A 14,357-nucleotide genomic window follows, 5' to 3' on the forward strand; every position below is an offset into this window, starting at 1 on the left:
ATTAATACCCCCAACCTAAGAAAATGACTAAGATGCCTTGTAGTAATGCCATCCCAAGAGGAACTCTGAAGAAGAAGAGTACCGCCTGGTCGATTTTGAATCTCGGCATTACTTGCGATACGATATTAGTAAAGGTGTAAAGAAGCGCATATTTGATCAGGTAGATCACAAGCGTCTCACCGCCACCAAAGAACATGTTGAGTATCAAAGACACTTCGATGAAGGTCATCAGTTCGTGCAGGATGAACATCATGCCAAGTTGTTTTCCACCGTACTCGACCATGGGTCCCGAAGCGATTTCTGCGGGAGCGATGAAGGAGTCGAAGGGCTTTTTACCGAGCATTCCAAAGAGTGCCACAACCGCAACGATACCGCCAAGTGGAAGCTTAATGAAGTTCCATCCGAACACTCCAGAGCCCTGCTGTAAAAGTGCAAGGTCCGCGACAGAACCGGACTTGTTGATAAAGATCAGTGTGAAGACCACCACCATCAGCGGAATATCATAGGCAAGCATGTTGGTAAGCGCTCTGGATACACCGATGCTGGCCCAAGGGTTACCGGAACCCGCGGCGCTCATCGCCATACCAAGCATACCTACTGCAAGGACATAGGAGATGACAAATACGTTGTCTAGCCCAGGAAATGCTTGAAATCCTGCGACAGGAATAAAGATTACCGTCGCCGCGATTCCGCCAAGGGCCATAATCGCACCAAAATCGTAAACCCATCCGTGGGTGATCGATGATTTTGAAAGCGCTTTGAAGATGTCGATAAACTGCTGATAAAACTTAGGACCTCTTCTTTTTTGAATTCTTGCCGTTATTTTTCTATTGATTCCTGTAAGCGTAGTCTGAAAAACAAATGCTCCGATCAGAACTAAGAATCCGTATATAAAATTCATAAGTGTCATAATGAACCTCCAACCATTGCAAGTATCGCAATCACCACAAGCCACATCACCCCGCGGGTCGGTGATTGACTAAAGAAGAAACTTTCAGTCCATTCACCAAGTTCTTTGAGCTTTGTGGATGCTCTTGTGAACCAAGGCAGTACAGACGGCCATTTCGCGTAAAGTCTTTCAAAAGGCGCATAGAAGTTGCTGCTGTAGTGAAGAAGTTCCGGTGTGTAGATGAACTCTGCCGAAGTATAGGTGTCCATAAGGCCGACCCGTCTGCTCTTAGGTAGTACAAGAAAGAGGATCAGCATGAGAACAAAACCGTAACCGAAGACGACAAACACCTCGAACATGTTCACTGAACCGTTTGCTGTCATGGTCTTAAATCCGTCTGTCATGATCGGAGTAAGCCCGATAGAAGTCTGGATCTTAGCGATTGTGGTAAGTACCATATTAGGGAACACACCTAAACCAAGTGACATCAAAGTCAGGATGACCATTGATATAAGCATCAATGGATTCGCTTCCTTAAGTTCTTCATGTCTTGGCGACAACTGGCCCAAGAAGACGGCACTTAGCGGCCTGAACACATACAGATACGATCCGATCGAACCGAATGCAGAAGCCATCGCAAGGAAGATGAATCCTTTATCGGATAAGCCTTGGAAGATCATCCATTTTGAAACGAAACCACCCATCGGTGGGATTCCGGCCATCGAAATGATAGCGATCAGATAAACGATGTAGGTGACAGGCATCCTGTGGATCATGCCGCCAAGCTCTGTCATTTTTGTCGTGCCGGTACGCTTGGCAACAACAGCGATAGCCAAGAATGCGGCAGCCGATGCGACAGCATGGTTGAGTAGGTGCATCAATCCACCTGCAAAAGCCATCTGGTCCATCATCAGAATACCGATAAGGATATATCCGCCATTTGCAACAGAAGAATAAGCCAAAAGTTTTTTAGCATCATCCTGCTGGATCGCCCTCAAGGTTCCTACAACGATACTCACAGCTCCAAGCGCCATCAGTATGTAGACAGGAAGAGGTTTGTTCAGAACAAAAATCCAGTTTGAAAAAATAGAATTCATAGGTATATAAGCCGCTGCTAAAAACACCAGATAAGCGCCAAGCTTTACAAGACCACCCGAAAGCACCGGTGAAAAAGTATGTGGTGCGCTACCATGGGCAAGAGGCAACCAGATATGAAACGGGAATATCCCGATCTTAGTAAGTCCACCGATAACGAAGGTGAAGAATACTACACCCGCCACTAAAGGATCACTCGCAAGCAATCCGAATGCCGCTGCGATATCGAAGGTTCCTGTTGTCTGACCTGCAAGAATGACAGCAAACAGTGTCGCCATCGATCCGATGGAGCTGACTACAAAGTAGATCCATGCGGCTCTTCTCGACTTGCCCTGAAGTACGATAAAGGTCGAAGACCAGACCGCTGTTTCAAAACATACGAACAAGGTAATCAGGTCCTGAGCGAAGAACAGCCCGATCGTACCAGCGAATGAAAGTACGTAGAAGGCGTTATAGGCCGACGGGTAAAGCATCTGATCCATCCAGTCGGGGTTGAAGAAGGCCGATGTGAAATAGACCGTACCGAGGACCATCGCGAAATACCAGCCGATCGTCGTCATTTTAAAATTCAAATATCCGAATGTTTCGATGGTGCCTGTGCTATCTTTGAGCAAGTAAAGACCGACTAAGGCCCCAAGACTTGCAAGAATTGTAAAGAACGCTCCTGCAGTCGGCCACTTCTTAGTCAACAGGTAACTAATAAGCGCGCTTGCAACCAGTAATGCGATAACTGTAATCACTTAGCCCCTCCTTCACCGATAAGAATGCTTTGAGAGCTGCCTACAGCAAGTACGGCATCTTCTACATAATCGTTCACAACAACCGGAGTCAACCCAATCACAAACAGCGTGAGTGCGACCAGTACTATTGCGATAACTTCGTTTACACTAAACATGCTGGACTTTTCGATTGCAATGCCATCTTTGGCAAGCTGTCCTTCTTTTGCCGGAGACCAGAGCAGTAGCAACCATCTCATGAAGTAGGCTACTTCGACGACAGCGATAGTTACGATGATGATAGGAAGTCCTATCCAACCCACCGTGAATGCGCCGACAACCGTGTTGACTTTTGCAAAGAAGCCGAAGAACAAAGGCATCCCCATCATCGAAAGTGTTGCGATACTGAAGATCATGCCAAGCAGCTTATGGTGATAGAAGACACCTTTGAGCTGGTCGCCGTCATCCGTCTGATAGGATTCGCTCAGCTTACCGGCAATCCAGAACAGAATCGACTTGGCAAGCGCGTGGTTGATGATCAGTAGGATCGCAGGGAATGTAAGGTTGAACATGAACAGTAGTACCACAAGTCCAGACTGCGCGATGCTCGAAAACGCCAGCATTTTTCTTAAGTTCACTTGTTTGTACGCGGCAAGTTCACCAAGAATCAGCGTTGCGATTGCAATTGTCATCAAGAGATAACCCGTGGCATCGTTAAGAACGATGACTTCCTGAGTCAGTCTACCGAATACGAATGCGAAGGTAGGTGCCAGTACCGATGCGAAAAGAGCACCTGTAAACGCGTTGGCATTCCCGTAGATTCCTTTAGCCCAACTGCCCACAGGCATCAGCTTCAGCTCGACGCTAAGTCCGACAAGCAGAAGCAGCATCGCGATATAGACCTTTCCGTCAGATACACTTGCGAGCAGTTTGAACATGGCCTCGATCTGAAGTGATCCTGTAAGCCCATATACCATGACTGTCCCCATGAGGAAGAACACGCTTCCGACGCTTGCAATCACGATATAGTGAATCGTATCCACCAATTTGTTATTGAGTCTTGATAGGATAAACGCCGCTATCGAAACGACTTCGATCATGACAAACAAATTGAAGAGGTCATTTGTAAGCAGCATGCCGTTGATGCCTGCAAGGAGGATCATCACGACTGTCGCATCATTTTTAATTTTGTCCTTTGCGATAAAGGTAGTGAACAGGAGTATTCCCTGAACCACGATAAGCGCCATGAACGAATAGCTGTCAAGTCTTAGGCTTATTCCAAAAGGTGGCTTGAATCCACCGATGACATGTATGCCGAAATCGCTAGTCAGCGTGACAACCAAGTTAAAGGCAAGTGTCAGCCATAAGAGCGGAAGTGCCTGTTTTTTCATCACAACCGTTAAGAAGGCGATGAGAAGCGGTACTGCGATTATTAGTATTGGTGACATTATTCTTCACCCCCGATTTCACTTAAGTCATAGGTGCCGTACTGCATATGCATTCTTCTTGCAAATGCGAGTCCTAAGGCGGTTACCCCGAATCCGATGACAATGGCGGTTAGAACCATAGCCTGCGGGAGGGGGTCCACAAATTTACTTGCAACCGATGCAGCTTCACCGGTATAGATAGGCGCGACACCACCCTCTACATAGCCGATGCTGATAATCCAGATATTCGCTCCAAGCTCCAAGATGTTGAGAGCGATCAGCATTCTGATCACATGCTTGGTCGACACCAGACCGTAAAGTCCAATAGCGACAAGTATAAGTCCAACGATCTGCATCATGAGACCACCTCCATCTTCGAAGAATCGATTAGCACACCGGATACTTCAGAACCTACTTTTATACCAATGATAGAATACACAAACGGAATCACACCGGCACTGAAAAGCTCGCCTATGACTCCAGTATCCATAAAGTTTTGTAAAAAGCTTCCCATCAGCACAAGTCCTGTAAGACCCACAAGCACATAAGCGATACCTGCTGTTGATTCAGCTGCCTTGAGTGATTTGACCGGTGTAAGCTGTTCTCCGGTTCCAAGCCAGTACAGCAAACTTGCCGCGGCGATCATGCTACCACCCGGGAATCCGCCACCAGGTGTGAGATGTCCATGTGTGAAGATATAAACGCCTGTCACCATGACGATCGGTGTGATAAACTTCGCACCCGCCCTAAGGATAAAGCCGCGTTCCAAAGCTACGGACTCGCCAGATTTCAGAAGCATTCCAACGCCCAGTGCCGAAATGAATAAAACCGTCACTTCGCCAAGCGTGTCAAAAGACCTGTAATCCACAACAATCGCTGTAGCGATGTTTGCAGAACCGTTTTCAAGATTCATGCTCTCATTGAACACGACAGTATCCGTTCCACCTTGTACATTCTTATGTATGAAGCTGTTGCTCACTCTAGCAGGATCGATGCCTGCCGGCGGATTGAACACGTCAAACGCGCTGCCTGCAAGGGTGATCAGATAAAATGCAAATACGATAAGGAGTAATGCACTAACGATCTTTTTCATGCTTCGTTTCCCCCTTAAAAGTCTGTTTGATAGCGATGATGAATACAAAGGTCACAAGACCCGAACCGATGACCGCTTCTGTGATAGCGACATCAGGTGAAGCCATCAGCGCAAAGGCTATAACTGCCAGCATACTGACCAGTGAAAGTCTGATGACCGCTGTGAGCAGCTTATCGCTGGTCACACAGGTAATCGCTCCTCCGATAAGGCCGATGCCAACGATCCACTCTAAAATTGTATAGGTATCCACTATGCCTCTACCTCCCCGTATATGCTGTCTACAACAGAAGTATCCGTTCCTTCGATCGGCTTGACGCCTGACTTATAGGCGTTTCTGATCAGTGTAGAACTGCCGATAGGATTCGTTACCGCGATAAACACTAGAATAAGTAAAAGTCTCGCCCACCACTCGGGATGTATAAGCAACATACCAAACGCCGTTGACAAGGTTCCAAGGGTAGTCGCTTTTGTACCTGCTTGAGCTCGGTTGAAGATATCCGGCATCCTATAAAGACCAAGCCCACCCACACCGTAGAACAAACCGCCTATGACTACAAAAATCCAACCTACTACCGTCATTTTGCACCTCCCGCATATTTTGAGAGCACAATCGTTTCTAAAAATGCAAGTACACCAAAGATCAGAGCGATGTCAAGGTACATGCTTTGACCAAGTTCATGGGCAAGCAGTATCAGCGCACCGATCAACATGATGTTGATTGTGTCAAGGCTCAGTATCCTATCAAACACGCTAGGTCCTACAAGCATGCGGTAAACGCTGCTTATCAGACCGATAATCAGTAATCCCCAAAACAGTAAAGGCATCATTTGAACACCCTCCTTAGCACATTTTGCATGCTGTCGCTGATACTGGATACATCCACCTGTCCATCCCTCGATTTCACATCGATCCAGTGGACATACAAATAGTCCTCATCGGCATCTAGCGTGATCGTACCTGGCGTCAGCGTAATGCTGTTGGCAAGTGTAAGGTTTGCAAAATCGCCCTTTAGCGTCGTTGGAACCTTTACAAATCCAGGATTGATAGGAAGCTTGGGACTTAGCACACGTAGAAGGACGTCGATGTTCGCTTTGATCAGTTCCAATAAGAAGAGTGGAACATACATCACAATAAACAAAACAAATCCCATGATCCACTTAAAGCTGAAATCAAAGGAAGACGTTTTCCCGTAAAGCAAAGAAATAACCGCCGAAACAACCGCTCCTAGTAAAACCTCTTGATACGAAAAACCTGCTAAAAGTACCCATACCACAAAACAAATAATAAATAGTCCAATACTTTTCTTAGTTAACACATGGGTTCCTCACTTTCTTTAAGATTAAACACATCTTGTAAATAATGCTTCAGTAGTTCATAAATGCTTTCGTCAACAATATGATAGACAACTTCAACTCCGTGCCTTTCCCCTTCAATAACGCCCTGAGACTTCAGTTTTGCCATATGCTGCGAAATCGTCGATTGTGGTAGATTGAGTTCCTTTTGAAGAGCGCTAACATTACACTCCTCAGATCTCATAAGACAACTTATGATGCAAAGCCGTGCTGGGTGTGCGATTGCTTTTAACACATCCGCCTTATGTGTCAAAAGTTTACGCTTTTCATCTGCTATCATCCATTCACCTCCCTCTTTCTTTCATACCACCGCTTAATTACAATATTCAGAATATTGAATAATACAATGATAACATATTTATTTAGACAACTAAATGTTTGTTGGCTAAATAAATCGATGACTTTTATTCTCGTTTGTGAATGTGTATCAGTTAGTTTTAAGAGGTTCGTGGAATGTGGAATGCGGAATGCGGAAACCCTTGCGCTGAAGGCGCGTGGGCAAATCTTTTTTTCAGAAGCTACGCTTCTAGAAATTCCACATTCTACTATCCACATTCCACAAACCTCTAAATCTCTAAAAAAAACAAAAAATAAAAAACGCCACAGAAAAACTCTCCTGTAACGTCCTCATAACTCTCAACACCAGCACCTAAACCACTTTTTTTCCATACATTTTCAAATTCGTAATCAACATCGTCCCCGCCAAGATGACGGCTCCTCCGATGAATATCCTTGCGCTCAACACTTCACCAAGTAGAAGTACGCCCCACAAGACGCCGAAAATCGGCATCAGGTAGGTGACTGTGAGTGTTTTTGTGGGTCCGACGCTTGCAATCAGGGAGTAGTAGATCAGATAGGCAAGAGCGCTGCATAGGACTGCGAATGTGACAAGCAAGGTCAGCTCATACGCTCCGAACGCCTGTCGTACGGGAAACCAGCCCACAAGGCTTAAAAGAGCAATGCCTGCGAACAGCTGGCTGCCGCATGCGATATCCTTTGCCGGGATATGGCTGGCTTTCATTTTTACATACACACCAGACGCACCATAGCAGACGGTCGCACCAATGCATGCGAGTATTGCCAAGATCGCCTTGTCGTCTGCGATTTCCATGCTTGAAAACGAAATGATGATCACACCGGTCAGTCCAAGTAGAAGTCCTATGCCTTTTCTTACTGTCAGCTTCTCAAGGGCGAACACCGCTGCGAAGATAGCACCGAACATGGGTGCCATGGCATTGAGTATCACAGAAAGACTCGCCGGTATATAAAGTGCTGCGAAGGCGTAAAAGAAAAATGGAAAGGACGAATTCATGATCCCTATGATCACTAACTGCTTCCAGTCTCTCTTCCAGTTTAGCTTGTAGCCTGACAACGTATACATGAGAAGTAGAAACACACCAGCGATCGTCAGCCTCATGCTCGCTGTCCATATGGGCCCGAAAATCGGTGATAGGACCCTCATGAAGATAAAGGACCCTCCCCAGATAGCAGCAAGGGATATCAGCTGTATGAGTTGTTTTCCTGTCATCAGAACCACCGCTTTCTCTTGAAGAATGACAGCATGAACACCGCTATCCCTATGCAAGCTAGGATAAAGTACATCAGACCGTATGGCTCGTTGAGCCAGTCGAAATGAGTGAAATTCATGCCGAAGAATCCAGATAGAAAGGAAAGCGGAATGAAGATCGCAGAAAATATGGTCAGGGTCGTCATCACACGGTTCAACTGGTTGCCCATATTGGACGCGTGCACCTCGATAAGGCCTGTGATCACTTCTTTTGCGACATTCATGGTATCCACCGCGTGGAGCAGATGGTCTTCGATATCCTGGTAATACACAAGCAGCTCCTTACCGCTTGGATGGGTGCTGATGAACTTATGGATGCCGTCTTTTAACGCTGTAACGCTATTTTTTAAAAACACGATTTCCTTTCGCATGATATAGAGTTCGTCGCCAGTTCCCAGTTGTGTGTCAAGTACGCTTTCTTCTAGCAGTTCAAGCCTTGATGAGATATGACTCATTACATCGAAGTACGCATCGACAACCGCGTCGCAAAGCACATAGAACAGGTAGTCACCGCTACTGGATCTTACTTCGCCCTTGTTTTCAACTATTCTTTCACGTAAAGGACCGAACACATCCCCTTTAGTCTCTTGAAACGTGACAATCAGGTTTTCAGAGTGTGCGATGCATAAGTGTTCTCTCATCATCTTTGCTTCATTCATATAATACATTTTCGCTATGGCAAACGTATATCCGCTTTCTACGACAAACTTGCTTCTTTGCGAAACATGCAGGATGTCCTCGATTAAAAGAGGGTGAAGGCCTAATTTTTCAGACAACTTGACCACTACATCCACATCGGCTATTCCTGTCACGTTGATCCAAGTGACCATTTTTTCATCGATCTTCAGTTCGTCGATGGCATCCAGTTCAATTTTCGTATGATGCGCGCTCTCACGACTAAAGGTGATGCATTCCACTTCGCATTTCTCACTCTTAAAGGCTCCTGTATATCTTAGTGCTCCGGGCTGTTCGTTTTGTTTTGGTTTGATTTGTAAGACCATCCGCTTGGCTCCTATTTTAAATTTGATTTTATTATAAATTCATTATAGCATGTTCATTTCAAATTATTAGTGGTATAAATAGATTGAGGTGATCATATGCCAATACCCTATCACAAAAAAGCGTATAAACAAGACCATGAGACAGGAGCTTTTCTAATTAGCGTATTTCTAGATACCTATGAGGATGTGTTTGACGATTGGGATCCAACACCTTTTAAAAAAAGGGACATTGAAGACGAATTTTTAGACTTTTTATGGGATTCCGCAGAGGACATTCCGCTTAAGGAGGATTTGCTGATCGTCTTTAGAATTGATGAAAAGTTAAGGGATGAGAAAAAAGAAGCTCAGATCGTACATGCCCTTAAGAATCATTTTGAATACATGCTCAGTAAATCCAAACGCGCCTTCCGTAAGGAACAAAATGAATCGCTACTCTACTTCATGTTGGGAATCAGTTTCTTCCTGGTCGCCTATCTCAATCTTATCGAATCGACGAATCTTGTGGGAAAAATCCTGGAAGACGGTCTATTTGTCGGAGCTTGGGTCTTTATGTGGGAATCTTTTTCAAATCTGTTCATTGAATCGAAGAACTTGATTTATGAACAGCGGCTGATCAAGAGATTCACCCATACGCCAGTCGCCTATAAGGGCATTAAAAAAGAAAGTTCAACTTAATTGAACTTTCTTTTTTTATTCCACCGAAAAGGTATAAGACACTTCGTTGTGATAGGTTTTTTCAGGATACAGCAAACGATTAAATCCTTTTCTGTTGGGCGCGTTTGGTATATCCTGTGTTTCAAAACAGATTCCTTGATGCTTGATGAAGTGCTTTTCAGCATGGAATGAAGCTTCATCTAAAAAATTGCCTGTATAGATAACCACATATTCCTGGTCGGCTGAAATCGTCATCTTACGTTTTGACAGCGTGTCTGAATAGACGATGCACGCGTCCATCTGGTCCAACTTGAAGGGATGGTCGATCCCGCCGGCCAGTCTTAACTGGCTGTGGTCGTCGTTCAAAGCGGATGTGATACTCTTCTTTTCTGTAAAATCAAATGGCGTGCCCTTTACTTCACACAAATCCTCAAGTGGTATTTGAAACTCATCGGTCGAGGCAAAATAACTTGCCGCTACTTTTAGATCATGGCCTCCGACAGAGCACTGCTTACCGCTAAGGTTGAAATAGCTATGGTTTGTCAGGTTGACATACGTGCATTCATCGGTCGTCGCGGTGTAGCTGACACTTAATGTCTGTTCTTTAGTAATTTCAAACTTCGCCTTGACCGTCAGGTTGCCTGGTAGGCTTCCCTCCTTGAACCCGTCGACTAGAGAAAGCGTCACTTGGTTTTCTTTCACATCATCGATGGTCCATATCCTATGATGAAATCCGTTTGACCCCCCGTGTAGATGATTGGGGCCTTGGTTTTTTTCAAGTTTTGCAGTCCAATCGCGGATTTTTGTGCTGACACTTGTATCCTTAAGCTGTTCACCAGAATTGATTCTTCCAGCAGTACGGCCGATTGTGGCACCCATATAGGCGCAATCTTTCAGATAGTCTTCAAGGGTGTCATATCCTAGGACGATGTTCTCATAGCAGCCATGCAGGTCTTTTGTATGGATGTCTGTGATTGTCGCCCCAAGGGTGATGACCTTCACATGAAAGCCTTTTCTATCACCAATGGTGATTTCCTTTATACTATCGCCTGTTTCTGTTGTTCCATAATCAATGATGCTCATATCTCACCTTCCTAAATAGGCAACTCGTCAAAGATTTTCACTTCTAAAGCCTCTATCGTAAGCCCTCTCCACTGCTGTCTTACCTGTAGATGGTTCAGCAAGATGTAGATTATCTGATTATCGACGATACGCCTTATCAGTTCAAGTCCAAAAGGTGTTTTAACAGAAAAAACATCTGCGTCTTTCAGCATCATTTGCGCAATCTCGTCCATCAGCTGAGCTTGGAAACCGGCGGCGACATAATACACTTTTCCTTTTCCGTATTCATTGACCGTACATGCCGAGTACTGCTCGAACGGAGCCTCATAGTTGAACAGACTTACGGCCGTTGTCGGTTGCAGCATATCTCTCCAGACACCCGCTTCCCCAACAGTTTTTGCACCCTTAAGTATGTTGACTGTCCTGTACTCCCCAAGCGACTCGTACTTATTTACTTGAGCGCCCACCAAGTCATTCAGATAGCACGGAACCTGCTCACCGAACACCAGATTGTTCTCCTTGTCCTTAATGGCGGTCCTATAAGTGAATAGGAGGATGCCGCCATTTGATACGAAAGACTCAAGGGCCTGTGAAAGTTCGCTGCTCATCAGCTGCATCACCGGGAGAATGAGAATCTTATAGTCCGTGAAGGGTTTATTCAAATCGATCACATCAATGCCTGTGTTAAGCGCGTAAAAGCTTCTGTATCCTCTTAGTATCTCGCTTGTGTAGTCGAATCCACTGCTTTGCCTTTGGCCCTTCCATGACCACCTGTTGTCGTAATCATAGAGGACTGCCACCTCATTTTTAATGGGGGTCTTCCAGATAGGTTCGAACTCCCTCGCCCATTTGAAGAACCTTTGCACTTCTTTGTATTTGTCATTGATCCGGTTGTCCGCATCGAGTATGCCCTGACAGAACTGTTCAGCCCCTTTTGTGAACCCTCTGTATCTAAAGTAGAAGAGGGATTCACATCCGCGTGCCATCGCACCGGACGCCCAAAGGGACGACTCTCCTTCTAGGGGCAGGTAACCGATATCGTCATGCCCCTGAGCCCCTATAAGCTGCTCCATCACCCAGAAGTTTTTCTGTTTAAGCCCACGCATGTAATCATGGGCCAGTGCGATTTCTGCAGGTTCTATGGGTTTCATCAATCCGCCCCATACAGGGTAATTGTCGAAGGCGACCACATCAAGGTGCTTTGAGAGCTCATTTTGATCGTAACGTCTGTCAAAGTAACCACCGAAGTAGTTGTGTGTGATTTGCTGGTGGTCGCCCTTCTTGCGGGTGATCGCGTCGATATGGGCTTTTGCAAAAGCATTTACAGAATGCGACCTAAACCTCGCCCAGTCAAGCTTCAGTACCGGATTATGGGTTGTAATCGTCGCAAGCGGCATAGGAATTTCTTCAAAATCGTTATAGGTCTGACCCCAGAAGACGGTTCCATAAGTCTCATTAAGCTGCTCTACTTTACCGTATTTTTCTTTTAAAAAAACTCTGAACTTGCTCGCGCAGCTTTCACAGTAGCAGTCATCGCTGCCCTCGTGCCCGAACTCGTTGTCTACCTGCCACATGACTATGGCTTTCTCGTTACCGTAATGCGCGGTTAAGTTCTCAACCATGTTCAGACTCAGACGCAGGTAATCGTCCGAATTATAGCAGTACTGCCGTCTTCCGCCAAAAACCCTCGTCTGACCGTGTTCGTCTTTTGATAGGACCTTGGGATACTTCTTAGCCAACCAGGCGGGAAACGTCGCGGTGGGTGTCCCATAAACGATGTCCAGCCCCTTTTGCTTTGCCTTCTCGATCACCTTGTCAAAATAGGAAAAATCGAATGTTCCTTCTACAGGTTCGATCATATGCCATGCGAACTCTCCGATTCGGATTGTCGTTGCGCCCAAATCGACGATTCTCGATAAATCTTCTTCCAGTAGTTCAATAGGCCAATGTTCGGGATAATAATCAACACCCAATTTCATCAGAATCCTCCATTTACGCTGTTCACACTTCGGATAAACGCTTGCATCGCGTGTTCTCCATCCTCTGTAAGCTTCATCACGCCAGCATGTTCAAGACCTTCGATAAAGACCTTTCCGATCACAGACTTTACGGTTTCTTCCGCGGTGCAGCTTGTAGAAAGCTCCCTTGTCATCCTCTGATAAATCGCTTCAAAGAGGACGATGTCTTCATGACTTTTAAGCTCGCTGAAGGAAAGACCTTGTTTCAAGCCCTGAGTGAAATCGTCCGCTATGACCTTTAGCCTTGCCGGCAACACAGCCAGTCCCATCACTTCGATAAGGCCTATGTTCTCCCGCTTGATCGGATGAATCTCCTGGTGCGGATGATACACGCCGTCAGGGTGCATCTCAGAGCAGATATTGCTTCTGAGTACGACATCGAGCTCATAAATGGCACCGCGTTTTCTAGCGATAGGCGTCACGGTATGATGGGGCACGTCACCGGAACTTGCTCTGATACCGGCACGCTCATCGCTATAGTGCTTCCAGTGTTCCGTAAGCAGGTTGGCCGCATCTATCGCCTGTCTTCTATCTTTTGATTGTACTCGTAAGACCGTAAGCGGCCACTCAAGCCATTTAACGGTGACCTCTCCAAATGCGTCTAATCCGAACGTTCTTCTTTCACTTGCCCTAGCCATCGGCATTTCATAGTTTCCTGCCTGATAATGGTCATGGGAAAGCATCGATCCTCCCACCACTGGAAGATCGGCATTCGATCCGATAAAGTAGTAGTCTATCTCTTCTAAAAAATCACATAATCTTTCAAACGTGGTTTTAGTGATTTTCATCGGAACGTGTTCCTTCTTGATGACAATCGCATGTTCGTTGTAATAAACATATGGCGAGTACTGCATGAACCATTCTTCGCCTGCAAGTGTCATGGGTATCACTCTGTGTGTCTGTCTTGCAGGGTGGTCAAGTCTTCCCTCGTATCCGATATTCTCATAGCAAAGCAGGCATTTGGGATAAGTACTCTCGCTTTTTTTTGCTGCCTCGACTATCGATTTCGGGTCTTTTTCAGGCTTGCTCAGATTGATGGTCATCACCATGTCGCCAAATACAGACGACTGAGTCCAGCTTACATTTTTAGCTACGCGGTCCATTCTTATATAGTTTGTCGCCTTAGAAAAATCATAATACCAGTCCACGGCGTTCTTTATACCGATTTTCTTTCTTGCGATGAACTCCTTTACAATGTCAGATGGCTTGGGACAGAGGATGTCGAGAAGTTCTGTATCGAACAGGTCTGAATAAGGAGCGTAGGTCGATTCAACCTGCCCCTGATCAACCGCCCACTTCGTGATTGCAAACAAAAGCGACTGAAGCTCAGTCGCATTATCCGCATCTTGAAATTTTGCATCATAGGCTTCGATTTTTAAGAACGAACAGAGCCTGTTTCTCATGTAGGTCACATCATCCGCTTCAAAAAAATGATGATTCAAACCATAGGCTATAAGTGCTTCAATATGCTTTTTTATCATGA

The 14,357-nt window shown here is 45.6% G+C and carries 16 protein-coding genes; 1 reads left to right on the forward strand and 15 read right to left on the reverse strand.

What is annotated here, in order from left to right:
* Position 1: 1 nt before the first annotated feature.
* The 12 genes from DWB64_RS10095 to corA all read right to left on the reverse strand — a co-directional run bounded on the left by DWB64_RS10095 (position 2) and on the right by corA (position 9,140).
* Positions 2-910: a respiratory chain complex I subunit 1 family protein gene (locus DWB64_RS10095; protein ID WP_129488110.1), complete on the reverse strand. Its 909-nt coding sequence runs from the start codon at positions 908-910 to the stop codon at positions 2-4.
* Positions 907-2,724: a proton-conducting transporter membrane subunit gene (locus tag DWB64_RS10100; protein WP_129488111.1), complete on the reverse strand. Its 1,818-nt coding sequence runs from the start codon at positions 2,722-2,724 to the stop codon at positions 907-909. The genes DWB64_RS10095 and DWB64_RS10100 overlap by 4 nt, the downstream gene beginning before the upstream one ends.
* Positions 2,721-4,148, reverse strand: coding sequence for a complex I subunit 5 family protein (locus tag DWB64_RS10105; protein WP_129488112.1), 1,428 nt, complete (start codon positions 4,146-4,148; stop codon positions 2,721-2,723). The genes DWB64_RS10100 and DWB64_RS10105 overlap by 4 nt, the downstream gene beginning before the upstream one ends.
* On the reverse strand, positions 4,148-4,486 hold the full coding sequence (locus DWB64_RS10110; RefSeq protein ID WP_129488113.1) for a sodium:proton antiporter: 339 nt from the start codon (positions 4,484-4,486) through the stop codon (positions 4,148-4,150). Before DWB64_RS10110 ends, DWB64_RS10105 begins: the two co-directional genes overlap by 1 nt.
* Positions 4,483-5,220 carry a hydrogen gas-evolving membrane-bound hydrogenase subunit E gene (mbhE, locus tag DWB64_RS10115; RefSeq protein ID WP_129488114.1) on the reverse strand — a complete coding sequence of 246 codons (738 nt, stop codon included), beginning with the start codon at positions 5,218-5,220 and terminating at the stop codon, positions 4,483-4,485. Before mbhE ends, DWB64_RS10110 begins: the two co-directional genes overlap by 4 nt.
* The gene (locus DWB64_RS10120; RefSeq protein WP_129488115.1) at positions 5,204-5,470 is read right to left on the reverse strand and encodes a hydrogenase subunit MbhD domain-containing protein; all 267 of its coding nucleotides are present in this window, start codon (positions 5,468-5,470) and stop codon (positions 5,204-5,206) included. Before DWB64_RS10120 ends, mbhE begins: the two co-directional genes overlap by 17 nt.
* Positions 5,470-5,799, reverse strand: coding sequence for a monovalent cation/H(+) antiporter subunit G (gene mnhG, locus DWB64_RS10125; RefSeq protein ID WP_129488116.1), 330 nt, complete (start codon positions 5,797-5,799; stop codon positions 5,470-5,472). Before mnhG ends, DWB64_RS10120 begins: the two co-directional genes overlap by 1 nt.
* Entirely contained in the window at positions 5,796-6,047 is a 252-nt protein-coding gene (locus DWB64_RS10130; protein ID WP_206736665.1) for a monovalent cation/H+ antiporter complex subunit F, read from the reverse strand. The genes mnhG and DWB64_RS10130 overlap by 4 nt, the downstream gene beginning before the upstream one ends.
* A complete protein-coding gene (locus DWB64_RS10135) occupies positions 6,044-6,535 on the reverse strand; it encodes a Na+/H+ antiporter subunit E (RefSeq protein WP_206736666.1) in 492 nt (163 codons plus the stop codon). Before DWB64_RS10135 ends, DWB64_RS10130 begins: the two co-directional genes overlap by 4 nt.
* Complete coding sequence (locus DWB64_RS10140; RefSeq protein ID WP_129488117.1) at positions 6,529-6,852, reverse strand: metalloregulator ArsR/SmtB family transcription factor; 324 nt, start codon at positions 6,850-6,852, stop codon at positions 6,529-6,531. The genes DWB64_RS10135 and DWB64_RS10140 overlap by 7 nt, the downstream gene beginning before the upstream one ends.
* Positions 6,853-7,221: 369 nt before the next feature.
* A complete protein-coding gene (locus tag DWB64_RS10145; protein ID WP_129488118.1) occupies positions 7,222-8,100 on the reverse strand; it encodes a DMT family transporter in 879 nt (292 codons plus the stop codon).
* Positions 8,100-9,140 carry a magnesium/cobalt transporter CorA gene (corA, locus tag DWB64_RS10150; RefSeq protein WP_129488119.1) on the reverse strand — a complete coding sequence of 347 codons (1,041 nt, stop codon included), beginning with the start codon at positions 9,138-9,140 and terminating at the stop codon, positions 8,100-8,102. The genes DWB64_RS10145 and corA overlap by 1 nt, the downstream gene beginning before the upstream one ends.
* A gap of 96 nt (positions 9,141-9,236) precedes the next feature.
* Between corA and DWB64_RS10155 the strand changes: the two genes are divergently transcribed.
* Complete coding sequence (locus tag DWB64_RS10155; protein WP_129488120.1) at positions 9,237-9,815, forward strand: hypothetical protein; 579 nt, start codon at positions 9,237-9,239, stop codon at positions 9,813-9,815.
* A gap of 15 nt (positions 9,816-9,830) precedes the next feature.
* Here DWB64_RS10155 and DWB64_RS10160 read toward each other — a convergent pair whose 3' ends face one another.
* From DWB64_RS10160 to DWB64_RS10170, 3 genes are read right to left on the reverse strand one after another with little or no spacing between them, the layout of a single operon-like run.
* On the reverse strand, positions 9,831-10,877 hold the full coding sequence (locus tag DWB64_RS10160) for an aldose epimerase family protein (RefSeq protein WP_129488121.1): 1,047 nt from the start codon (positions 10,875-10,877) through the stop codon (positions 9,831-9,833).
* 11 nt (positions 10,878-10,888) lie between these two features.
* Positions 10,889-12,835, reverse strand: a complete 1,947-nt coding sequence (locus DWB64_RS10165; protein ID WP_129488122.1) for a beta-galactosidase — start codon at positions 12,833-12,835, stop codon at positions 10,889-10,891.
* Positions 12,835-14,355: a UDP-glucose--hexose-1-phosphate uridylyltransferase gene (locus DWB64_RS10170; protein ID WP_129488123.1), complete on the reverse strand. Its 1,521-nt coding sequence runs from the start codon at positions 14,353-14,355 to the stop codon at positions 12,835-12,837. The genes DWB64_RS10165 and DWB64_RS10170 overlap by 1 nt, the downstream gene beginning before the upstream one ends.
* Positions 14,356-14,357: the final 2 nt, after the last annotated feature.

It is taken from the genome of Fusibacter sp. A1 (assembly GCF_004125825.1).
In the GTDB taxonomy this organism is placed as follows: Bacteria; Bacillota; Clostridia; order Peptostreptococcales; family Acidaminobacteraceae; genus QQWI01.